Source organism: Aeromonas taiwanensis, assembly GCF_000820165.1.
Classification (GTDB): domain Bacteria; phylum Pseudomonadota; class Gammaproteobacteria; order Enterobacterales; family Aeromonadaceae; genus Aeromonas; species Aeromonas taiwanensis.
Genome location: NZ_CDDD01000022.1, coordinates 1 through 22,523, shown reverse-complemented (window position 1 = coordinate 22,523; position 22,523 = coordinate 1). Strand labels below are relative to the sequence as shown.

Annotated in this window: 21 protein-coding genes and 1 rRNA gene; 11 read left to right on the top strand and 11 right to left on the bottom strand. The window is 61.9% G+C overall.

What is annotated here, in order from left to right:
- The 3 genes from BN1136_RS04390 to trhA all read right to left on the bottom strand — a co-directional run.
- On the bottom strand, window positions 1-1,694 hold a 1,694-nt coding region (locus BN1136_RS04390), incomplete at its 3' end, for a retention module-containing protein (protein WP_043808106.1).
- 223 nt (window positions 1,695-1,917) lie between these two features.
- Window positions 1,918-3,579 (bottom strand): putative transporter, encoded by a 1,662-nt coding sequence (locus BN1136_RS04385; protein WP_043764232.1) that lies wholly within the window; start codon window positions 3,577-3,579, stop codon window positions 1,918-1,920.
- Window positions 3,580-3,829: 250 nt separating this feature from the next.
- A complete protein-coding gene (gene trhA, locus BN1136_RS04380; RefSeq protein ID WP_043764231.1) occupies window positions 3,830-4,462 on the bottom strand; it encodes a PAQR family membrane homeostasis protein TrhA in 633 nt (210 codons plus the stop codon).
- Window positions 4,463-4,655: 193 nt separating this feature from the next.
- On the opposite strand from trhA, the gene BN1136_RS04375 reads away from it, so the two are divergent.
- From BN1136_RS04375 to BN1136_RS04365, 3 genes are all read left to right on the top strand, one after another.
- Window positions 4,656-6,191 carry an aminotransferase class V-fold PLP-dependent enzyme gene (locus BN1136_RS04375; protein ID WP_043764230.1) on the top strand — a complete coding sequence of 512 codons (1,536 nt, stop codon included), beginning with the start codon at window positions 4,656-4,658 and terminating at the stop codon, window positions 6,189-6,191.
- Window positions 6,192-6,268: 77 nt separating this feature from the next.
- Window positions 6,269-6,820: a septation protein A gene (locus BN1136_RS04370; RefSeq protein ID WP_043764229.1), complete on the top strand. Its 552-nt coding sequence runs from the start codon at window positions 6,269-6,271 to the stop codon at window positions 6,818-6,820.
- 24 nt (window positions 6,821-6,844) lie between these two features.
- Entirely contained in the window at window positions 6,845-7,141 is a 297-nt protein-coding gene (locus BN1136_RS04365; RefSeq protein ID WP_043764228.1) for a YciI family protein, read from the top strand.
- An 83-nt stretch (window positions 7,142-7,224) separates the two neighbouring features.
- Here the strand turns inward: BN1136_RS04365 and cysQ are convergent, their stop codons facing one another.
- A complete protein-coding gene (gene cysQ / locus BN1136_RS04360) occupies window positions 7,225-7,995 on the bottom strand; it encodes a 3'(2'),5'-bisphosphate nucleotidase CysQ (protein ID WP_043764227.1) in 771 nt (256 codons plus the stop codon).
- A 166-nt stretch (window positions 7,996-8,161) separates the two neighbouring features.
- On the opposite strand from cysQ, the gene BN1136_RS04355 reads away from it, so the two are divergent.
- The 3 genes from BN1136_RS04355 (at window position 8,162) to BN1136_RS04345 (ending at window position 11,096) form a co-directional block, all read left to right on the top strand.
- On the top strand, window positions 8,162-8,482 hold the full coding sequence (locus tag BN1136_RS04355) for a ComEA family DNA-binding protein (RefSeq protein ID WP_043764226.1): 321 nt from the start codon (window positions 8,162-8,164) through the stop codon (window positions 8,480-8,482).
- A gap of 94 nt (window positions 8,483-8,576) precedes the next feature.
- Window positions 8,577-9,488: a UTP--glucose-1-phosphate uridylyltransferase GalU gene (gene galU, locus BN1136_RS04350; protein ID WP_043764225.1), complete on the top strand. Its 912-nt coding sequence runs from the start codon at window positions 8,577-8,579 to the stop codon at window positions 9,486-9,488.
- 213 nt (window positions 9,489-9,701) lie between these two features.
- Complete coding sequence (locus tag BN1136_RS04345; RefSeq protein WP_043764224.1) at window positions 9,702-11,096, top strand: peptide MFS transporter; 1,395 nt, start codon at window positions 9,702-9,704, stop codon at window positions 11,094-11,096.
- Window positions 11,097-11,167: 71 nt separating this feature from the next.
- On the opposite strand, the gene BN1136_RS04340 is transcribed toward BN1136_RS04345, so the two are convergent.
- A complete protein-coding gene (locus BN1136_RS04340) occupies window positions 11,168-12,139 on the bottom strand; it encodes a response regulator (RefSeq protein ID WP_043764223.1) in 972 nt (323 codons plus the stop codon).
- Between the two features lie 278 nt (window positions 12,140-12,417).
- Between BN1136_RS04340 and BN1136_RS04335 the strand changes: the two genes are divergently transcribed.
- From BN1136_RS04335 to BN1136_RS04325, 3 genes are all read left to right on the top strand, one after another.
- Window positions 12,418-13,092, top strand: a complete 675-nt coding sequence (locus tag BN1136_RS04335) for a DnaT-like ssDNA-binding domain-containing protein (protein WP_043764235.1) — start codon at window positions 12,418-12,420, stop codon at window positions 13,090-13,092.
- A 72-nt stretch (window positions 13,093-13,164) separates the two neighbouring features.
- Window positions 13,165-14,019 carry a DnaA ATPase domain-containing protein gene (locus BN1136_RS04330; RefSeq protein ID WP_043764222.1) on the top strand — a complete coding sequence of 285 codons (855 nt, stop codon included), beginning with the start codon at window positions 13,165-13,167 and terminating at the stop codon, window positions 14,017-14,019.
- Between the two features lie 130 nt (window positions 14,020-14,149).
- Window positions 14,150-14,785 (top strand): SDR family oxidoreductase, encoded by a 636-nt coding sequence (locus BN1136_RS04325; protein ID WP_043764221.1) that lies wholly within the window; start codon window positions 14,150-14,152, stop codon window positions 14,783-14,785.
- Window positions 14,786-14,877: 92 nt separating this feature from the next.
- Here BN1136_RS04325 and BN1136_RS04320 read toward each other — a convergent pair whose 3' ends face one another.
- The 4 genes from BN1136_RS04320 to BN1136_RS04305 all read right to left on the bottom strand — a co-directional run bounded on the left by BN1136_RS04320 (window position 14,878) and on the right by BN1136_RS04305 (window position 19,709).
- A complete protein-coding gene (locus tag BN1136_RS04320) occupies window positions 14,878-16,092 on the bottom strand; it encodes an ABC transporter permease (RefSeq protein WP_043764220.1) in 1,215 nt (404 codons plus the stop codon).
- The gene (locus BN1136_RS04315; protein ID WP_043764219.1) at window positions 16,089-17,225 is read right to left on the bottom strand and encodes an ABC transporter permease; all 1,137 of its coding nucleotides are present in this window, start codon (window positions 17,223-17,225) and stop codon (window positions 16,089-16,091) included. Before BN1136_RS04315 ends, BN1136_RS04320 begins: the two co-directional genes overlap by 4 nt.
- Window positions 17,225-18,229, bottom strand: coding sequence for an HlyD family secretion protein (locus tag BN1136_RS04310; protein ID WP_081843923.1), 1,005 nt, complete (start codon window positions 18,227-18,229; stop codon window positions 17,225-17,227). The genes BN1136_RS04315 and BN1136_RS04310 overlap by 1 nt, the downstream gene beginning before the upstream one ends.
- A gap of 73 nt (window positions 18,230-18,302) precedes the next feature.
- Window positions 18,303-19,709: a TolC family protein gene (locus tag BN1136_RS04305; RefSeq protein WP_043764218.1), complete on the bottom strand. Its 1,407-nt coding sequence runs from the start codon at window positions 19,707-19,709 to the stop codon at window positions 18,303-18,305.
- Between the two features lie 292 nt (window positions 19,710-20,001).
- On the opposite strand from BN1136_RS04305, the gene dusB reads away from it, so the two are divergent.
- Window positions 20,002-20,967, top strand: coding sequence for a tRNA dihydrouridine synthase DusB (gene dusB, locus BN1136_RS04300; protein ID WP_043764217.1), 966 nt, complete (start codon window positions 20,002-20,004; stop codon window positions 20,965-20,967).
- A gap of 25 nt (window positions 20,968-20,992) precedes the next feature.
- Window positions 20,993-21,289: a DNA-binding transcriptional regulator Fis gene (fis, locus tag BN1136_RS04295; RefSeq protein ID WP_005309538.1), complete on the top strand. Its 297-nt coding sequence runs from the start codon at window positions 20,993-20,995 to the stop codon at window positions 21,287-21,289.
- Window positions 21,290-21,371: 82 nt separating this feature from the next.
- Here the strand turns inward: fis and BN1136_RS04290 are convergent, their stop codons facing one another.
- Together BN1136_RS04290 and rrf are read right to left on the bottom strand one after the other, a co-directional pair.
- Window positions 21,372-22,004, bottom strand: a complete 633-nt coding sequence (locus tag BN1136_RS04290; protein ID WP_043764216.1) for a LysE family translocator — start codon at window positions 22,002-22,004, stop codon at window positions 21,372-21,374.
- Between the two features lie 296 nt (window positions 22,005-22,300).
- A 5S ribosomal RNA gene (rrf, locus tag BN1136_RS04285) occupies window positions 22,301-22,415 on the bottom strand.
- Between the last annotated feature and the right edge of the window lie 108 nt (window positions 22,416-22,523).

The following is a 22,523-nucleotide window of genomic DNA, read 5'->3' as shown; positions in this document are numbered from 1 at the left end:
AGGTCGATGCCCGGCAGGTCAGTATCCACCTCATAACTTTCGCTGTCGGTTGCAGTGGCGCTGTTGCCCGCCGCATCGGTGCTGGTCACACTGGCGTCGATGGTCTGGTCGCCAGCGACAGCCAGATCGCTGCCCGCCACCAAGATGGTGAAGCGGCCATCCGCCGCCACCTTGCCGGTGTATTCGGTGTTGTTGACGGTCAGGGTGACGGTGTCGCCTGCCTTGAACTCGCCGCTCACGGTGCCGCTGACCGGGATCTGCTGACCCGCTTCGGCGGCGTTGATGACGTCGTCGCCGGTGATGTTCTCATCCAGGGTAATGTTGACATCCGGTGGCGTGGTGTCCAGCAAGGTAGTGTCGTCGGTGGCGCTGGCCGGGTTGCCCGCCGCGTCGGTAACGCTGGCCACCACGGTCAGGTTGCCATCCGCCAGCCCGCTCAGATCGGCGCTGGTCTGGTAGTTGCCGTCGGCATCGGTGACGGCAGTGACTGTCACGCTCTTACCAGTGGCATCGCTGATCACCAGGGTCACGGTGCGGTTCGGGCCGACATCGGAGGTGCCGCTGATGGGCGTGTTGGCCACATTGGCCGCGTTCACGTCATCCAGGCTCACCGTGATGTTCGCCGTGGTGTCCACGCTACCATCGTCGCTCGACGTGCCTCTGTTGCCAGCAGGATCAGTCACGCTGGCAGTCACGTCATAGCCCCCATCCGGCAACGGCGTCACGACATCCGCACTGTAACTGCCATCCGGTTGTACCGTGGCGGTCAGGGTCTGCTGATTGCCGTTGGCATCGGTCACCGTCAGGGTCACCGTGCTGCCGGGGGCGGCGTCCGTGGTCCCCGTGATGGTCGGGGTGTTGTCATTGGTATTGTCCGGTGCATTCACCGTCACGATCGGAGCCGTACTGTCCACGCTGCCGTCATCGGTCGCGGTGCCGGTGTTGCCGGCCGGATCGGTCACGGAAGCCGTCACCTGATAGCCCCCTTCGGCCAGTGGTGTGGTGACATCCACGCTGAAGCTGCCATCCGGTTGTACCGTAGCGGTCAGGGTCTGCTGATTGCCGTTGGCATCGGTCACCACCAGGGTCACCGTGCTGCCAGCGGGGGCATCCGTGGTACCGGTCAGGGTCGGCGTCCGACCGTTGGTGTTGTCGGGGGCAGAGACGGTGATGACGGGAGCGGTGAGGTCGACCAGCTCATCCTCACTGCTTTGCGCATCCACCAGCGGCGCCGCGTCAGCCGGGTTCGCGCTGTCAAAGCCTGCGCTGGAGATGGTTGCATCACCGGTACGATCGATGGTGACGAAACCGCCGTTGCCGCTGGCGCCCGCGACGCCGCCGACGTTGCCCGCAGCGGGTGCCCCGCCCGCTGCCGACGCTTCAAACGCCTGGGTCGGGTCCGCCCCTTGCAGGATGGCCTGTTGCAGGGCCGCGATATCGTCAGGCACCCCGGCTTGCGAGCGCTGAGCGAGTTGCACCTCGCCCTCTTCGGAAGACTTGCTCGGGCTCAGGGTGAAGGTGGTATCCCCTCCCTGGAAGCTGGCGCCTTCCGGAGCAAGCAGCACGGCATCCTTGGGCAGCTTATCGCCTTCAGAAAGAAGCGTCTGGCTCCCGTCTGCCGCGACCAGATAGATCTTGCCTTGCAAATGGGTAACGACGACGTCCTGATCCAATACGATGCTCTTGCTGCTCATGGGCTCTCCTGACATAAAAAATGGGCATAGCAATCCAGCCTCCAATGTGCCCGTTAATCAGACCAGAAACCAGTTAGAAAAATCGAATGAACAGACCAAAATGAAGCCCACTTTGGTGGCTAAACCGAAGGGAATTAGAAGATGAATAAAATTAGTTAAATCAAGATCATCGATTATGACAGAGCGGAGACGGGAGCCGTGGAAGCTCCCATCTCGAGACACATCAGGCGCCGGCCCAGAGCAAGATCGCCAGCAGCTGGGGAGAAATGATCCGCAGGAACATCACCAGGGGGTAGACAGTGGCGTAGGAGAGCGCACTGGCCCCGCTGGTCGGGTGCATGCCATTGGCGAAGGCCAGGGCGGGAGGGTCAGTCATGGAGCCGGCCAGCAGCCCGCACAGGGTGAGGTAATTGACCTTGCCATAGCGGCGCGCCAGCACCCCGACCACCAGCAGCGGGATCAGGGTGATCGCCACGCCGTACATTACCCAGGCGGGGCCGTCCCCGTTGATCAGGGTATCGATGAAACCGGCCCCCGACTTGAACCCGACCACCGCCAGAAACAGCACTATGCCGATCTCCCGCAACGCCAGGTTCGCACTCGGTGGCATGAACCAGTAGAGCTTGCCGATGCTGCCGATGCGCGACAGGATAAGGGCAACCACCAGGGGCCCCCCCGCCAGCCCCAGCTTGAGGGCCGCCGGGAACCCCGGCAGATAGAAGGGAATAGAGCCGAGCAGCACGCCAAGACCAATGCCGATAAAAACCGGCAACATCTGCACCTGCTGGAGTTTCTGCTGTACGTTGCCGACCACGCTGGTCACCGACTCGATGGCATCGAGCCGCCCTACCAGATTCAGGATGTCCCCGAACTGCAGGCTGGTCTGGCTGGTCGGCACCAGCTCGATCCCGGCACGGTTGAGACGCGAGATCACCACGTCGTACTTCTGCTTGATATCGAGATCGCGGATCCGCTTGCCGAGCACCTGCTCATTGGTGACCACCACCCGCTCGACCCGCAGATCCGTGCCCCGGGTGGAGAGAGAGGTATCCACCTCTTCCCCCAGTACCAGCAACACCTTGTGCAGGGCGTGACGCTCACCCACCAGATGCAGCAGATCGCCGAGCTCGATGCGAGAGTCGGGCCTCGGCACCATCAGTTCATCACCGCGCTTGAGACGCGAGCAGATGACGTCAGTCTCATCCAGGCTCGGGATCTCGCTCAACATCAGACCGTGCATGTTGGGGTTGCGCACCGCGATGTTGATGGTCTGCAGGCTCTCCTTGGTCTTGCCCGCCTGCTGCTCAAACTGGGCAGCTTCTTCGTCGATCTTGATGCGAAAAAACATGCGGATGAGCCACATAGTCAGCAAGATGCCGCAGATCCCGAACGGGTAGGCCACCGCGTAGCCCATCCCCATCAGGCCGGTAGAGCCGGGCGCCGCCCCCAGCTCCGCCAGGATCTGCTGGCCCGCACCGAGGGACGGGGTATTGGTCACGGCCCCGGAGAAGACTCCGAGGATCACCGGCAGCGGCACATCGAACAGCTGGTGCAGCGCCGCCGCCACCACGCAACCGAGCAGCACCAGCAGGGCCGCAAAACCATTGAGCTTGAGGCCCGAACTTCGCAGAGAGGAGAAGAAGCCGGGACCGACCTGGATGCCGATGGTGTAGACAAACAGGATCAGGCCAAATTCCTGAATAAAATGAAGTGTTTGCTCATCCAGCTTCAAGCCGGATAGCCCGGCGAAGTGACCCACTATGATGCCGCCGAACAACACTCCGCCAATGCCCAGTCCCACGCCATAGACTCGCCAGTTTCCCAGCCAGAGCCCCAGCACCGCCACCAGCGACAACATGCTGATGGAAAGCGCGATTTCACTCATCGTTTGCATCCTTTCCAAGCTGAACTGACCCTAGCTTGTCAGCAAACGAAGAGGACGACTGTGGGGTGCCGCACGAATTCGGGCTTTCATGAGCGGAAAAATACCAATAAAGGGCTATAAGGCAGGCTTCTCATCACAAGGGAGACACCACCTCCCACGAGGTAAAACCGGAGGCAAGACGGAGCCTCAGCGCCCGGACGCCCCCTTCTTCACCAACACTGATCACCGCAGAAACGGCGTATCGGCGCGATCAGACGTAGCCATAGATGGCCATGAAGTGACACAGGCTGCCCCCCAGCACGAACAGATGCCAGATGGCGTGGTTATAAGGGATGCGCTTGGCCACGTAGAAGATCACCCCCAGGCTGTAGACGAGCCCCCCCAGCCCCAGCAGCAGGAGTCCGGCCCCCTCCAGATGCAGGTAGAGCTGATAGATGACCACCAGCGACAACCAGCCGAGCATCAGGTAGGTAAACAGCGACAGCTTCTTGAAGCGATTGATGAACAGCAGCTTGAATACCACTCCGGCCAGCGCCAGGCCCCAGATCACCACCATCAATCCCCTGGCCAGCGGCGTGTCCAGTGCCACCAGCAGGAAGGGGGTATAGGTGCCGGCGATCAGCAGATAGATGGCACAGTGATCGAACACCTTGCACCAGCGCCTGGCCGTCGTCGACGCCATGCTGTGATAGAGGGTCGAGGCGAGGTAGAGCAGTACCAGACTGGCACCATAGAGGCCGTAGCTCAGCAACACCCTGGGGCCCTGATCCCACCCTTTGTGCAGCAGCAGGGCCAGTCCCAGCCCGCCCAGCAGCAACCCCAGCCCATGGCTGAGGCGATTGGCCCACTCTTCCCGTGGGGAATACCCCGTCACATCCGTCATCACACCTCCAGTCCTGATCCGGCTCACTCTAGCGGCCGGCGTTTCAGGCTACAAGTGTTAGCTCAAAATAAAACGACGACGGACCCGGGGGCAGGAGATGGCTGTGCCCCCCGCCCCTTTGGTGTATGCTCTGCCGCCGACGTCGCCCGCGTGGATAGCCGCGGCTGCCCGACAATCTGGTCTGGAGAACCTGATGAAGCTGACTGAACTGTTTACACAACCGGATCCCGACTTCGGCCAGGCCATGACGGCCCTGCTGGAGACCTTCCATCACTCCGACGACAGTCAGGCCCCCTATCAACGGGGCAGTTTCACTCACCAGCTCGACCAGTCTGCCATGCCCGACACCGGCATGAGCACCCAGGACTACCTGGCCCGCCTGGCCACCCTGGTCCCCGGCGCCTCCCACCTCACGTCGCCCCACTACATGGGGCACATGACGGCGCCCTTGCCGGCCTTCACCGCCGAGCTCTCCCGGCTGCTGGTGATGCTGAACCAGAATCCCATGAAGATGGAGTCCTCCCGCCTGCTGAGTTTTCTCGAGCGGGAGGTGCTGGCCAAGCTGCACCGCCTCATCTATCGCGGGGAGGACGACTTCTATGGCGCGCAGATGCATGCCAAGGATGCGGCCCTCGGCGTCATGACCAGCGGGGGCACCATCGCCAACGTCACCGCCCTCTGGCTGGCCCGCAACCGGGCCTGCGGCGACAACCTGTTTTCGCTCTTTGAGCAGGGTTACTGCGGGGCTGTGATCCTGGGGTCGCGGCTGATGCACTACTCCTTCGACAAGGGGATGGACCTGCTGGGTCTGGGCGCCCGCAGCGTCTGGCGCCTCGACACGGACGAACACAACCGGCTATGCCTGGCTGCGCTGGAAAAGGCGCTGGTCCAGTGCAAGGAGCAGAAACTCAAGGTACTGGCCCTGGTCGGCGTGGCGGGCAGCACGGACTTCGGCTCCATCGACCCCCTGCCCGAGCTCGCCGCCATCGCCCGGCGCGAGCAGATCCACTTTCACGTGGATGCCGCCTGGGGGGGCCCCACGCTCTTCTCCCCACGCTATCAAAGCTTGCTGGACGGCATCGACCAGGCCGACACCGTGACTCTGGACGGCCACAAGCAGCTGCTGGTGCCGCTCGGTACCGGCATGCTGCTCTGTCGCCAGCCGGATCTGATGATGACGGTGAAACGCGAGGCGCCCTACGCCATTCGTGCCAGCTCCTTCGATCAGGGGCGCTTCACCCTGGAGGGCACCCGTCCCGCCAACGCCCTCTATCTGGATGCCGCCTTCCAGCTGCTGGGCCGTCAGGGCTATGCCCGGCTGATCGACGCCAACTACGACAGGGCACGGCGGATGGCTGAGCTCATCGACGCCAGCCCCGCCTTCGAGCTGATGTCAGCTCCGGTGATGAACCTGCTCTCCTATCGCTGCATCCCCCCTCACCTTCAGGGCAAGGTGCTGGATGCGGCGGCCAACGACGCGATCAACGCCTTCAACGTCGCCCTGCAAAAGGCACAGCGCGCCGAGGGGCACAGCTTCGTCTCCCGCACCCAGCGCGCGGTGAGCCGCTACGGTGAGCAACCACTCACTCTGCTGCGCGCCGTGCTGCTCAACCCCCTCATCGAGGAGCACCACATCCGCGCCCTGCTGGACGACCAGCTGCGACTCGGGCGCCTCGTTGCCGATCAGCTGTTCGGCCAGGGGAGCTCATCCGGGGAAAGAACTGTGTGAAAGATGGGCGGTCTTATTCATTTGCCGTTGTCTGCCAGGCAGGTACACTGAGTGAAATTTTGAGGTTAGAGCCCAGCATGAAGCAGTTTATCGAGTTTATCCCCCTGATCGTCTTCTTCGCGGTCTACAAGTTCTACGACATCTATACCGCCACCGGCGCTCTGGTCGTCGTCACCGGTTTGCAGCTGATCTACAGCTGGCTGCGTTACCGCAAGGTCGAGAAGATGCAGCTGTTCACCTTCCTGCTGGTCGGTTTCTTTGGCGGCCTCACCGTCTTCTTCCACGACGACGCCTTCATCAAGTGGAAGGTGACCGTCATCAACGTGCTGTTTGCCCTCGCCCTGCTCATCAGCCGCTACGGCTTTGGCAAGAACCTCATCAAACAGATGCTGGCCAAGGAGCTGCAGGCCCCCGACCGCATCTGGGACAACGTCAACCTCGGCTGGGTCGGTTTCTTCGCTCTCTGCGGCCTGCTCAACCTCTATGTGGCGTTCAACCTGTCACAGGAGATGTGGGTCAACTTCAAGGTCTTCGGCCTGCTGGGCATGACGCTGGTGTTCACCCTGCTCAGCGGCGTCTATCTCTATCGCCATCTGCCGGCCGAGCAGAAGGCGGAACAGAAAAAATAACCGCAACCAGAAAAGGATTCTCGCATGTGGTATCTCATCTATTCCGAAGACGTGGCCAACAGCCTGCCCCAGCGCAAGCTGGCACGCCCCGCCCACCTCGCCCGCCTGCAGGCCCTGCAGGATGAGGGACGCCTGCTGACCGCAGGCCCCAACCCGGCCATCGACGCCGAAGACCCGGCCGATGCGGGCTTCACAGGCAGCACCGTCATCGCCGAGTTCGCCAGCCAGGCCGAGGCCAAGGCCTGGGCCGATGCCGATCCTTACGTGGCAGCCGGTGTCTACGCCAACGTGACCATCAAGCCGTTCAAGAAGGTCTTCTAGTATCACCTCCTGGTAGCTAGCGCCCATGAAAAAGGCCGGACTGTGTCCGGCCTTTTTGCATCTGTTCAGCCCCCCATGCCGGCTCAGGCCTTCGCCACGAACCAGGGGTTGAGGATATCCGGCTTGTTGTACGCCAGCGCGCTGCCATCGAGTTGCGTCACGCTGCCCCCCGCCCCTTCCAGCACCGCCTGGGCGGCGCCGGTATCCCACTCGCAGGTCGGGGCGAGGCGTGGGTAGAGGGCCGCGCCCCCCTCGGCAATGATGCAGAACTTGAGGGAGCTTCCCATGGAAACCAGCTCAATCTCCCCCCGCGCCATATCACCAAAGCGGGCCAGGTAATCCAGTGTTTCCCGGGAGAGGTGATTTCGGCTGCCAACAACCCGCAAGGGCTCCCCTTCCCGATGAGGGCGAGTCTGGATGGCCTCATGCCGACCTTCCACAACACGCCAGGCGCCGAGCCCCTTTCCGCCATACCAGAGCTTGTCCAGTACAGGGGCATACACCAGCCCCCAGGTCGGGGTACCCTGTTCAATCAGGGCGATATTCACCGTGAACTCGCCGTTACGGGAGACAAACTCCTTGGTGCCATCCAGCGGGTCCACCAGCCAGTAGCGGGACCAGCCGAATCGCGCCGCCATCTCCTCGGGGGAAGACTCTTCCGACAGCACGGGAATGTCGGGGGTGAGCCGGGCCAGCGCCTGGACGATCACCTCGTGGGCCCCCTTGTCCGCCGCCGTCAGCGGGCTCTCGTCCTGCTTGTACTCCACCGCAAAGGGCTGGCTGTAGATGGACATGATGGCGTCACCGGCGGCGCGGGCGATGGGCTCCAGCTCGGAAATGGCGGGTAGATACATAGAAAAGACATCTCTCTCAAAGGGTTAGTCAGTGTAACCGAGAGCCCCCTTGTCGGCTTATAGCCGATTCGCCTGAATTATTACCCTGCTACTTTTCACAGACGAAAAGTGACGCAATCCAGCTAGCTTTCTATAGCCACCCGGCATCCAACAAGGACGTGAAACCATGAACCCCAAAGCTCTCGTTGCAGCCCTGTTGCTGGGCTGCCTCCCCCTGTTGAGCCAACCCGTGCTGGCCGCCGACAAACCGGCCACCAATCCCGCCGCGACCGTCGCGACCACCACGGAGACCGGCAAGATCAACCTCAATACAGCCAGCGCCGATGAACTCGCCTCCCTGAAGGGCATAGGCGAGAAGAAGGCACAGGCCATCGTCGCTCATCGCGAGAAACAGGGCAAGTTTACCTCTGTGGACCAGCTGGCGGATGTCAGCGGCATCGGACCAGCCACCCTGGAGGCAAACCGGGACATGATTATCGTCAAGTAACCGGTTTTCATCCCCATCATCCCGAGGGCGGCCTGTGGCTGCCCTATTTTTCTTCGGGTATCATGAGCCCACTTCGTATCTTCGGACTCACTCCATGAAAAAGACACCGCTCATCGTTCGCAAGGCCGTCCTCCCCGTCGCGGGCCTGGGTACCCGCATGCTGCCCGCCACCAAAGCCATCCCCAAGGAGATGTTGCCGGTCGTCGACAAGCCCCTGATCCAGTATGTGGTGCGCGAGGCCATCGCAGCCGGGATCAAGGAGATCATCCTGGTGACTCATTCGAGCAAGAACTCCATCGAGAACCACTTCGACAAGAGCTTCGAGCTGGAAGCGACTCTGGAGAAACGGGTCAAGCGCCAGCTGCTGGAAGAGGTGCAACACATCTGCCCCAAAGACGTCACCATCATGCACGTGCGCCAGGGTGAAGCTAAAGGCCTGGGGCACGCGGTGCTGTGCGCCCGCCCGCTGATCGGGGATCAGCCCTTCGCCGTTTTGCTGCCGGACGTACTCATCGACGAGGTGGCCAGCGATCTCAAGCAGGACAACCTGGCGGAGATGGTGCACCTGTTCGAAGAGAACCAGATCAGCCAGATCATGGTGGAGGCCGTCCCCGAGAGCGAGGTGAACAAATACGGCATTGCCGACATCAAGGGCGAGGCGCTGAGTGCCGGCATGTCCCTGCCCATGCAGGCCATCGTCGAGAAGCCGCCCCGCGATGAAGCCCCCTCCAATCTGGCCGTGGTCGGCCGCTACGTGCTCTCCGCCAACATCTGGCCCCTGCTGGAGAAAACCCCGGCTGGCGCCGGTGACGAGATCCAGCTGACCGATGCCATCGCCATGCTGATGGAGAAAGAGCAGGTCAACGCCTATTTCATGAAGGGACGCAGCCACGATTGCGGCAGCAAGCTAGGTTATATGAAAGCCAACGTGGAGTACGCCGTGCGCCACCGCGAGCTGGACGGCGATTTTACTGCCTGGCTGAAGCAGTTCGTCAAACAGTTGTAATCGCTGAATATTTACACAATAGGCAGAATAAAAGTCTGGGCATCATTCGATGCCCATTTTCATTTTATAAACAAATAATCAACCATAGATAGATAAAATATCGTCAAAACCTGTCATTGTAATTCAATCCTGCTTGTTTTATAAGGAATATGGCTTGTTCCTAGCCCTTGCATAAAATTTCTAAAAAAATATAAGACACAGGTGGAAGTTCCAATGAATAACCCGTCCAAAGGGACCTTCTTAGGTCACCCCAAAGGGCTTTTTTTGCTCTTTAGTACCGAACTCTGGGAGAGGTTCTCCTACTACGGCATGCGTGCCGTGCTCGTCCTCTATCTGACCGACATGACCGCCAACGGCGGCATGGGCTGGACCCAGGCGGATGCCCTCAAGCTGTATGGCATCTATACCGGTCTGGTCTACATCACGCCGATCATCGGCGGCTGGCTGGCAGATACCTTCCTGGGTCAACGCCGCGCCATCCTGTTTGGTGCCGTGCTCATGGCCGCCGGCCAGTTCACCCTGGCTCTGCCCCACGCCATGTTCCCGGACATGGTCAACACCGTCTTCTACGCGGGCCTGGGCCTGCTGATCGTGGGTAACGGCCTGTTCAAGCCGAACATCTCCACCATGGTGGGCGACCTGTATCAAACTGGTGATCACCGTCGTGACGGCGCCTTCACCATCTTCTACATGGGCATCAACCTGGGTTCCCTGTTGGCCGGTGTGATCTGCGGCGCCGCTGCCACCGCCTACGGCTGGCAGGCCGCCTTCGTCAGCGCCGGTATCGGCATGCTGCTCTCCCTGGTGGTACAAGCCACCATGGCCCAGCGCTTCCTCGGTGACATCGGCCGTGTGCCGGCCGCCAAGCGCGCCGCCGAGCAACGCTCCCAAGAGCAGAAGGCCCCGCTGACCAAGCAGGAAGTAGACCGCATCAAGGTCATCCTGGTGCTGGGTCTGTTCACCATCATCTTCTGGGCCGGCTTCGAGCAGGCCGGTGGCCTGATGAACCTGTATGCACAGGAATATACCGATCGCATGATCGGCAGCTTCGAAGTGCCGACCGCCTGGTTCCAGTCCCTGAACCCCTTCTTCATCATCACCCTGGCCCCCATAGTCGCCGCCATCTGGATCAAGCTCGGCAAGAAAGAGCCGAACTCCCCGGTGAAGTTCGCCATGGGCCTGCTGTTCCTCGCCGTCGGCTTCCTGTTCATGATCGGAGCCGTGCTGGAGCAGGGTGGTGATCAGGCCGTCAAGACCTCCATGTTCTGGCTGGTCGGCGCCTATCTGTTCCACACCCTGGGCGAGCTCTGCCTCTCCCCCATCGGCCTCTCCATGGTGACCAAGCTGGCTCCGCTGCGCCTGGCCTCCCTGATGATGGGTGCCTGGTTCGGCTTCGTGGCCCTGGCCAACTATGCCGCCGGCTTCATCGGCTCCTTCGTCGGCGAGTCCGGTGCCATGGCCATCTTCGGTGGCATTGCGCTGGCCGCGGTGATCAGCGCCCTGATCCTGCTGACCATGGCCAACCTCCTGGTCTACTGGATGCACGGTGCCGAAGGTCCGGCCAAAGAGCCGGAGCAAGAGAACAAGCTGCAGTCAGCCACCGTCTGATCGGTCGGGATGCTGCAACGCAAAGAGGGCGCCAACAGGCGCCCTCTTTGTTTCTATCTTCGCCACGCGGCTCAGTGATGGCGTACCTGCATCGTCAGGGCACTGCCACTGTCGCTGCGAAACAGCAGCTCGAACGGTTCGTGCCAGCTGCGCCTGTGCAGGGCATAGCGGCTGCTACGCATCAGGCCGAGCGGCAACCCGCCACAACGCATCAGCCAGTGCGGCGAGGTGAGGCCCGCATTGGCGAAGGTCAGCCCGTCCTCCTGATCGAACAGCAGGGCCGCCATGGCAAAGGAGTGGCGCAGGCCCGACTCCAGCAGTTGCAGATTGAGGTAATCCAGCAGCCTGTGCGGCTGGGCGAGCAACCGGCTCTCCTGCTGCTGGAACTGGCGATAGGGGCCGTTCATCAGGGAGCGCACCAGGGCCCCGCAGAACGCGGCGTCCACGCCGAGCACAGGCAGCTCCATTACCAGCACCAGCAGCTTGTCCTCCAGCTTGAAGGTATCGGGAATGAAGAGATTGCCCATGCCGGCAAAGGTTACCTGCCAGGGCCCCCACTCCTGCATCCCCGGCGGTGCCAGCCAGGCCAGCAGACGACTCGAGGCCAGATCGTGTCCCCGGAAGAAGTCGATGTGCTCCATCAACTCCAGCTGTTGGGTCTGATGAACATGACTCGTCAGACACTGATCGATGCTGCGCCGGATCTGACCATAGTCAGTCACCGGCTTGATGAAAAAGTCTCTGGCACCCGCCCGCAGTGCCCGCTCGATCGCGGCCATCTGATCCTGGCCGGAGATGACGATCACCGGCACCTCGGGGTAGCGGGCCGTGAGGCAGGCGATCACCTCATGGCCATCCATGTTAGGCATATTGAGATCACACAACACAACGTCGGGATGATAGAGCGCCGCGGCAGAGAGTCCTTCTATTCCATCTTCAGCCTGGAAGACACAGGCCCCATCCTGCTCGAGATAAGATACCAGGGAGTGGCGAAAAACTGCTTCGTCCTCTACCACCAAGATCCGTAGTCCGGCTTTTGACATCTTGACAAAGCTCTTATTAGTCATATGGTTATTTGAATACTAAGACTAGATCATCGAGTTCCGATCCCGCCACCCGATATTGTCGAGGCCCCCCGAAATAGCCGACAAGTTTCCCAAGCATTTGAAAGGGGATGACTATTTTATCGGCCCTCAATCCGGGGCCATGGCCGCTTCGTAGTGACCATGGCCCACCCCACACCCGCATCCATGGGCACCACGAATTGTATGAGGCCCCTCCATGAGGGATAATGCCCCCACTCCAGATCGTGAAGCAGACCATGACGCCAGCCGAATACAGCGCCCTCGCCCATCCCAGACTCTCCCATCCGGCACGTAGCCTCTACACCCTGCAGCTACGCCGGCTGGTACTGGAGCATCGGCAGCCCAGGCTCAACTACCCCGAGCTCGGCCGCGCCTTGGCGGTCGTCGACCCAACCACGCCCGGCGGATTCAGCTACCAGGTCAACGCCCGCCAGCTGACCGAGCTGCTCGACGAGCTGATGGAGGCTGAGTTGTTGCAGGTCGAGGCCCAGGCTGACAGTGAGCACTACCATCAGTGCACCTTCCAGCTGCCTCTGCTGACCCAGCGGATACGCTCTCCCTTGCCGGAGCGCCCCTTCCAGATGCACCTGCAATGGCGACCGGACGAGGAGCTACCCGCCCTCGCCCGCCTGTGCGGCGTGATAGATGCCAGCTACAGCGAGGAGGATCTCGGGGAGTTCATCGCCTACTGGCTGGGCCGCCCCGAGGTATTCGACTCCCAGCACCAGTGGATGCTGAAGTTCATTCGCGCCCTCAAGAGCCGGCGCTACGCCCGCCGCCCGGCGACCGTGGTCACGGGGTACCAGCAGGTCGCGCCAGCCCCCGTCGAGGCGGGTCCGAGCCGCCGGGCGCAGGAGATGATCGATGAAGCCAAACGGCTGGCACAAGCTCAGGAGCCCGAGAATGATTGATACCAGGCGGCCACGAAGTGCACTATTGACGCCCTGCCCATCCAGCCACAGTCCCAGCAGAAGGAGCCTTCCATGACAGATCCGCACGACCCACTGCGCAAGGAGCTGGAGGAGATCGAGGCCAAGCGCCAGAGGATCGCCAAGGCCAAGCAGGAGCAACAGGGACACGATCCCGAGCTCAAGCGCCACGTCAACAGCCTGCAGGAACGTATTCTTAGGCTGCGGGCCGCAACCGGCGGCAGCCAGTACGACTACGAGACACTGCGCAAGGAGTATGACGCCAAGGCCAACGCCGAGGTACGCGAGCTGCAGAAGGCGGCGCGCCAGGAGCGGATCCAGAAGCTGATCGCCCAGGCGGATCTCAATCCGGACTGGATCTTCGACAAGATGGATGCGAGCGACCCCGCTCTGCAGTATCCCATCGAAACGGCTCGCTACTTCATCAGCGGCTTCGAGCACTGGGAGAAGAGCGGCGGCGGCTGCATGCTCATCTATGGCGACTACGGCACCGGCAAGTCCACCCTGGCAGGCGCCGTAGCCCACGAGCTGATCGCGCGCCATCAGAAATCGGTGATCTTCCAGCAGTGGGCCTCCATCGTGGACCGGCTCTTCTTCAACGTCATCCAGGATCAGGAGGAGCGCAACCAGTACCGCCGCGCCCTGGAAGAGGTGGATCTGCTCATCGTCGACGAGGTGGCGGCCAACCGCGCCAAGATGGCGGAGAGCCAGTCCAGCTTCCTCGGCCACTTGCTGCGCCGCCGTCGCAACCTGTCCAAAAGCGTCATCATCATCACCAACCACAATCCCCAGAGCCTGCATCAGGCCATAGGTGACTTCAGCTTCGAGGCGATCAAGGCGTTCAACCCGGTGGACATTCACCTGAGCGGCCCCAGCCGTCGCCCCAGCATCGGTAACTATCAGGGCTGACTCCTGCGGGCCGGCGTCCTCAACGTCCGGCCCCTCCTTCCTCTCCCCCGCCTCACAAATAAAAACAACTCTCATTTACATGAGGCATGCGGCCCCCTAGGCTAGTCGTTTTGCCCAAGGAGGCTCTCAGATGCCAACCACTCTCATCTTCGGCGCCAGCCGCGGGCTGGGCCGCGCCTTCACCCAGCAGGCCCTGCTGCTGGGCCACAGGGTCGTCGCCCTGGTGCGCCATGTCGACATGGCGACCGAGCTGCAAGCCCTGGGCGTTGAAGTCATCATCGGGGATGCTCTGGATCCACAAGCCGTGGCTCAGGCTTGCCTGCTGGCAGGCAGCGGCGCCCTGGTGGTCTCCACTCTCGGCAGCTTCCGCCAGGTCGATCCCGTCGACTACCTCGGCAATCGCCAGGTGATCGACGAGATGGAGCGAGCCGGGCTCAGGCGCCTGCTCCTGGTCACCTCCCTCGGCTGCGGCGACAGCTGGCAATACCTGCCCGAGCGGGCCCGCGTCGCCTTCGGTCACGAGGTGAGGCTCAAGAGCTTGGCGGAGAGCTGGCTGCAGACCAGCACCCTTGACTGGACCATCTTGCGACCCGCCGGCTTGCAGGATGGGGAGGCCTGCGGCCAGGCCGTGTTGAGCAAGGGAGAAGAGGTGCACGGCCTGGTCAGGCGCCAGGACGTGGCGATACGGGGTTTGCGACTGCTCACCGACCAGGAGGCGTGCGGCCAGATCTACGCCATCGCCGACCCCAGCCTCAGCCGGGGGTAAGCCCGCGGATAAGGGGGGAGGCGAACCTGCGAAAAACAAAACGGTCAGCCCTGTAGCTGACCGTTTTGTTGTTCACCTTGTTTCGATGGCCTCTAGCGAGAAGAGGGTTCACCCGCTCCCGCTGTGGCCGGCTCATCCGACGCTCCCTGATGGCCCGCAGGGCGCGGCTGCCGCCGATGCAGCAACCAGCACGCCAGTGCGCCATACAGCAGCGCCAACCCCCACAGCCGCCACCAATAGGCAGAGACCTGGGCAAAGTCGGCCCCCATCTGGTTGAGGCGCAGGAACCCTTCGATGGCCGCCGTGCTCGGCACCCACTGCCCCAGCCAGTTGAGCGGCGCCGGGATCAGCTCCAGCGGCCAGATAAAGCCTGCGAGGAACACCAGCGGCAGGGAGGAGAGCAGCACCACCTGGGTCGGCAGATCGCGACGGTTGGCCAGGGCCCCCAGCACCACCCCAAGCCAGGTGGTCGCGAGCAGGAACGGCAGGGTGAACAGCCAGAGCGCTCCGGGCGCCGCAGTGCGGGCGATGCCGTAGTGATCGAAGCAGAAGCCGAAGAAGTAGGTCACCGGCAGCACGAAGAGGCCGCCCACCACCAGGGTGCGCGCCAGCAACAAGGCCAGCACGGGGGCCCGCTGCCAATAGCCCTGCTCGCCACGGCGAGTGCGCTGGTTCTGGGTCGCCCCCAGAATGCCGGTCCCCATCAGCAGCACCTGGTGCAGGATCAGCACGAACACCGCCGGCACCACGTAGTTCACATAGCCCATGGTGGGGTTGAACACCGGCACCACGTTGAGGGCCACCGCATTCCAGCCCTGGGCGGCCTGGGGCAGTGCCTCCCCGTGGCTCAGCAACCGGGCCACCTTGACCTGGGCGGCGAGCGTTCCCCCCGCCTGGGCCAGCCCTTCGGCAATGGTGCCATAGACCAGGAAGTAGGAGGCGTCGCCGGCATACCCCAGGGTCACGCTCCTGCCCAGCATCAGGTCCCGGTAGAAGTGGCGGGGAATGTGCAGGATGCCGCTCCCCTTGGCAGTCAGCAGCCACTGGCGCGCCTCATCCAGGCTGCCCACCCGCGCCACCAGTTTCACCTGGGGGGTGGCATCGGCCATGAACTCCAGCTGGCGGGAGAGCTGGCTGCCATCCTCGTTGACCACCACCACGGGCTCTTCCCGCGGCAGCTGGTGCAGGTAGGGCTGCGGATAGAGGAAGGAGTAGAAGAAGACGCCGCCAAACAGGGTCAGCATGATGGCGCGATCCGCCAGGAGCGTACGCAGCTCGAGGCGCACCAGATCCCAGAATCCCATCATGGTTTGGGCTCCTCATGAACAGGGGTCGCACTCGCCTGCCCCTGATAGCGGCGCACCACCAGCAGCAAGGGCAGCAGGAAGAGCAGCAGGGCCCCGAGCTGGGGCAGGGCCGCCGCCAGCGGCTGGCCGTAGTTGCTCTGCCCTATCTGCAGCTCCACATAGTGGGAGATGGGCAGCAGGCTGCGCCAGAACTGGGCCACATCCCCCATGGCGCTGACTGGGAAGGTGACGCCCATGAAGGCGAAGCCGGGCGCCGTGTAAGCGCCCGCCAGAGACAGGGCCCGCGCCGGATCCCGGATGATGGCGTAGAAAAAGGCCCCCATGGTGACGCAGGCGGCCGAGGCCAGCCCCAATCCCGTCGTCAGCACCAGCCAGCTGCCCTCCATGGGGTAACCCAGCCCCTTGAAGAGCAGCAGGCTCCACCCCAGCCCCCAGCCCCAGCCGATAAGCACATGGGGCAACAGGGTGCGCCAGAGGCCGAACCAGACCCCTCTGGTGGTCCAGTCCAGCCCCAAGCGATCGGTGCGGGCCAGGGCGTTGAGGCCGTAGAGCACCACCAGGATCTGCCACACCGCCGGCAACAGGGCGCTCAACAGAAACTGGGCGTAGCTGGAGTTGAGGTTGTAAAGCGCGGTCACCTGGCTCGCAATGGGCACCGACTGCCCCAGGGCGCCGGGCAGCGCCTTGCCGTCTGCCATGGCCTCCAGTACTCCTACCTGACCGTTGAGGGTGCCCACCACCTGCGCCAGCGCCGAATTGACCAGCTTGGCGATCAAAATGAACTGGCCGTTGTTGAACACTGTCACCCTGGGCTGGGTCCCCTCACGGGCGTCCCGCTCCAGATGATTCGGGATCACCACCAGGGCGTAGATGTCCCCTCCCCGCAGCGCCCTGGCCCCCTCGTCGATGGAATCAAACTGCTGCGCGACCTTGAGCCCGGCGGACGCATCCAGGGAAAACGCCAGTTGCCGGGAGAGGGTGCTCCGGTCGAGATCCACCAGACCCACCTTGAGATCCCGTGCCAGCCCTGCCGAGAAGATCCAGCACAGCAACCCGATCAGCAGCAGGGGCACCCAGCTCACAAGCGCCCGACTGAACGAGTCCTGCCACAGCAGCCGCCATTCGCGCCCCATCAGAGCTCGACCAGCACGCTCATGCCGACCCGCAAGCCTTCAACCGGCTGCAAGGGGCGTGCCTCCACCTGGAAGCTCTTCATGTCGAACCCCTGGCGGGTATCGGTGGCGCGCCAGGTGGCGAAGTCCCCCATCGCGGCCACATGGGTCACCTTGAAGCGCACCGTCTGGTCACCGAGGCCGGGGATGCGGGCGTCGAACTCGGTCCCGACCGAGAAGCGGGGCAGCAGATCCTCGCGGATGTGGAACTGGGCCCAGGCATCCTTCATGTCGAGCAGGGTGACTACGGGGAAGCCCTGGGGTGCCAGCTCGCCGCTGCGCAGCAGCACCTGGGCGACTTCCCCCTCGTGGGGGCTGGTGATGCGGGTGTCGGCCAGGTAGGCCTCGACCTCGGCCACCGAACCGGCCGCCATCTTGGCTTGCTCGCGTGCCGCCACCTTGGTCTCTTCCCTCGCCCCTTCCAGGGCCATCTGGTATTGCTGCCAGGCCATGCCTTCGCTGTATCTGGCAGCCTGCCAGGCCGTCCAGGCCTCATCGCGCTTTTGCAGCGGCATGACGCCGTCGCGGTGCAGGCTGGCGATACGCTCGTAGGTCTTGCCATGGAGCAGGGCAGCCGCCTTGGCCTGTTGCCACTGATCCTTGGCGGCGGCGATCTGCTGGACCCGCGCTCCCTTCTCGGCCTCTTCGGCCATGGCACCTGCCGCAGCCTGACCCGCCTTGGCCTGGCTCAGCTTGGCCTCGATCTCGGGGCTCGCTAGGGTAAAGGCCAGCTGCCCCTTGGCAAGCTGATCCCCTTTCTTCACCAGCACCTCGTCGATGCGGCCCGCCACCTTGGAGGAGACGGAGTACTGCTGCGCCTCTATCTGCCCCTGCAGGCGCACCGGCTCGAGCTGATAGGCCAGCCAGAAGCGCCAGCCCAGCCAGATGACCAGCAATACCAGCGCCAACGGCAGCAGCAGCGGCTTGCCCTGGCTCATCTTCTTCTTGATGGGGGGATGACTCATGAATTCACCTCGGCAGACGGGCGACCCTGGGCGGTCGACACGGACATGAAAACGGGAACGGAGTGGCGCGTGCTCATGAGTTCACCTCTATGGCCTGGCCATGCTGATACTGGTTGAAGCTGTTCATCTGACCGGAGAGCGCCAGCAGGCGGGCCAGGGAGATCACATACTGATAGGCGGCCGCGGCACGCTGGGTCTTGACCCCGGCCAGCTGGGTCTGTGCATCCACTACGTCCAGAGAGGTGGAGAGCCCCTGGCCGAACGCCTTGTCCCGCAGCCGCACGTTCTCCTCGGCCAGGGCCTGGGTCGAGGAGAGGGAGTGATACTCCTCCAGCCCCTGGGCCGCCTCGCGCCACGTCTTCTCGACCAGCAACTCCAGATCCTGGCGGGTCTTGGCCTGCAGCAGATTGACCTGCAGCTCGGCGCTCTTGGCCGCCTGGACCGTCTCTGAGCGGCCATCACGGCTCACCAGCGGCATGCTGACCCCGACCCCGACCAGCCAGTCCGGCGTGGTCTTGGAGACGATGGAGTCATCTTCATAGAGGTTGTAGTTGCCGAACAGGAACAGCTCGGGCGCGTACTTGCCCTTCTCCAGCTTGATCATGCCCTGGGCTTGCTCCTTCTTGGCAGCCAGCAGCTTGAGGCCGGGGTGCACCGTCAGGGTCTCCTGCACGAAGGGATCGAGCTGGGGCATCCCCTCGTTGATGAAGAGGCGGGTATTGGGTTCCGCCTGCTTGAGCTTGAGCATGTGGCCGAGGGCCAACTGGGCGATCTCCAGGCTGCGCCGCGCCTTCTGAGTATCGATACGCGCCCTGTCATAGGCCGACTGAGCGGAGAGCAACTCCACCCGGGCGATCTGGCCCTGGGCTTCCAGCTTCTTGGCGTGATCCAGATGATGAGCCAGTCCCTCCTCTATCCCCTGCTTGGTCTGCACCACCTGGGCCGCCAGCACCACCCCGAAATAGGTCTGGGAGAGGCTCTCGAAAGTGGACTGCTGCTTGAGCACCAGCAGTTGCTGTGCCTCGCTCACCTGGGCCTCGCGAATGTCCTGGGCCGCGTCGATGCGCCCGCCCGTGAACAATGGCCACAACATCTTGACCGAGCTGGTCACCACGTTCTGCTTGGTGAGGGGGGTAACGAAGTCGCTCGGGCTGAGATTGAGCGCCTGCATGACGGGCCCCAGCACCTTGCCAAATTCGGGGTGATTGGCGATGGGATTGAGATCCAGCATGTCGAGTTCCATCGGCTGATCGAGGTGGGTATAGCTGGCCCCCACATCCACCTTGGGCAGGTACATGGCCTTGGCCGCCTCCCGCAGTTGCTGGGCACGTTCCACTCCGGCCTGCTCCGCCGCCAAGCCATCATCCTGCTGGATGACCCGACTCCAGGCTTCGGTGAAACTGACGGTCTGTGCCTGGGCAGAGCCCAGCATGGCTCCCAGCAGGCATGGACAGAGCGATTTGATGAACCTTGACGTCATACATCCCCAATTCACGTTTGTAATGAAATTGTGTGGAGCCTTTGCTCGATTCCGGCCCGCTATCATAGCCTAAAGCGGCTTGGGAAGGAGACTCACAAATCACCGCGCCCCCCATTCGTTTGACCCTGAACATGCTCCCAGACAATATGTCCGATTTTCAAGCACTCCTGAATTTGCAAGCCTTGGCTCGACGTTTTTTTCAGAAAAAAATGGCTGACGCTCAAATACTAACCTTTTCTCCTGACTAAAAAATGCGTAATATACGCCGCCCTAAGCCGATGGTAACCGTGGAATGCAGATAGGTCCCCACACGCTTGAAACTCCCCTGATCGTGGCCCCCATGGCCGGTGTAACAGACCGACCATTTCGTGAACTTTGTTTACGTTTGGGAGCCGGCATGGCCGTTTCCGAGATGCTGCTGGCCAACCCGGATGTCTGGGATACCCAGAAAACCCGGATGAGAATGGATCACTCTGCTGAAGGCGGCTTGCGATCGGTCCAGATTGCCGGTTCCGACCCCGAGATGATGGCGTTTGCTGCCCGCTACAACGTGGAGCAGGGCGCTCAGATCGTCGACATCAACATGGGATGTCCGGCAAAAAAAGTGAATAAAAAGCTGGCAGGTTCCGCCCTGCTGCGTCAACCCGATCTGGTCAGAACCATCTGCCGGGCCGTGGTGGATGCGGTGGACGTGCCTGTCACCTTGAAGATCCGCACAGGATGGGATCCGGATAACCGCAATGGCGAGGAGATCGCCCGAATCGCCGAAGATTGTGGTATCGCGGCCCTTGCCGTGCATGGTCGTACCCGCGCCTGCCTCTACAAGGGGGAAGCGGAGTACGACACTATCAGGGCGATTAAGCAGGCCGTATCGATTCCTGTTGTCGCCAATGGCGACATCAACAGCCCGGAGAAGGCCCGGTATGTCCTCGACTATACCGGTGTTGATGCCGTGATGATCGGCCGTGCTGCGCAAGGACGACCCTGGATTTTCCGGGAAATCCGCCATTTTCTTGAGACGGGCACCAAGCTGCCGCCTCCCGACAGGGAAGAGGTTCGCACCCTGATGAACGAGCATGTTACCAATCTGCACCAGTTTTACGGTGCATATCTGGGAGCGCGCATTGCCCGTAAACACGTGGGCTGGTATCTGGATGAAGAAGAGGCGGGCCGAGAATTCCGTAAGCACTTCAATGCCCTGGATTGTGCAGACGCACAGCTTGAGGCACTCGAAGCGTATTTCGATGGATTAGGTTAACGCATAACTAAAGAGCCGACCGAATATGTTCGAACAAACCCTGACTTCTGATGCATTGGTAACAACTACTCACAATCACGCTGCCGAGCCGACCCAGCGCCCCCTGCGTGACTCTGTGCAACAGGCCCTGCGTAACTACCTGGCCCAGTTGAACGGTCAGGAAGTGATTGATCTGTACGATATGGTTCTCTCCGAAGTCGAAGCTCCCATGCTGGACGTGATCATGCAGTACACCCGTGGCAACCAGACTCGCGCCGCCGTGATGATGGGGATCAACCGCGGTACCCTGCGCAAGAAACTCAAGCGCTACGGCATGAACTGATTTCAGTCAGCCTGCTGCAGTGCAGACTAAGGCGTATCCCAGCGATGGGATACGCCTTTTTCTATGCCCGGTGTTTACCTTCTCACTCCACCGCCAGCTTGATGCCGAGCCCCACGAACAAACCTCCCATCACGCGCTTGAGCCAGGTCGCCACTCGGGCAGGCAGACGCACCTTGCTGCTCGCAAACGCGGTGGAGAAGGCTAGCAGATGGCACCAGATCATGCCGTTGAAGTTGAAGATGCAGCCCAGCACGATAAAGGCCAGCGCCTTCTGCGGCGCCGCCGGATCGATGAACTGGGGCACGAAGGCGAGGAAGAAGAGCGCGACCTTGGGATTCAGCACATTGGTGAGCAGCCCTTGCCGGAAGATCCGGCCATAAGAGAGCCTGGACAGTGCCACAGTCTCATTCACAGCGGCTGCAGCGCCAGGCCTCTGCCTGAGCAGTGAAATCCCCAGATAAACCAGATAGAGCGCCCCCATCAGCTTGATGACGGCAAACAGCTCGGCCGATGCACTCAGCAGGGCCGATAGCCCCAGGGCTGCGGCCAGCACATGTACCATGGTGCCGGTCCCTATCCCCAGTGCCGCCATGGAGCCTGCCCGCCACCCTTGGGAACCGCTGCGCAGCATGATGAGCAGGGAATCGGGCCCGGGCATCATGTTCAGCAATAGCCCGGATACGATAAACAACGCCAGATCGTGGATCCCCAACATACACAGCTCCCTTGTCGATGAAATTCACAGTCTAAGGATCCGGCAACGCTTGTCACTCCCTCCCGCCGCAATAGTGATCATCAGAAAAAGGAATGGCAACTCATTGCGCTCAGAGTCATCACCCCCAGGACGATTGGAAACAACCTTGGCAAGTAGACTCTTTATGCGAAGGAAAGGAATGGCAGATGCAGTAGAAGTAGCAGGAACAGCAGGTGTAAAGGAAAGCAAGGCTACCGGGAGCCGAATATCAGGCAATAAAAAAGCCCGCTCGAATGAGCGGGCTTCTTCAATTGGGTGCCTGGCAGTGTCCTACTCTCGCATGGCGAATGCCACACTACCATCGGCGCTACCGCGTTTCACTTCTGAGTTCGGCAAGGGATCAGGTGGTTCCACGGCGCTATGGCCGCCAGGCAAATTCTTCAATCTGAGAAAGCTGACGTGAATAACGACTTCACTAGTTTGCGTTGTCATTATCACTGAATTCGTAGTTCGTTCATTCGCTACAAGTCTCTGAACACT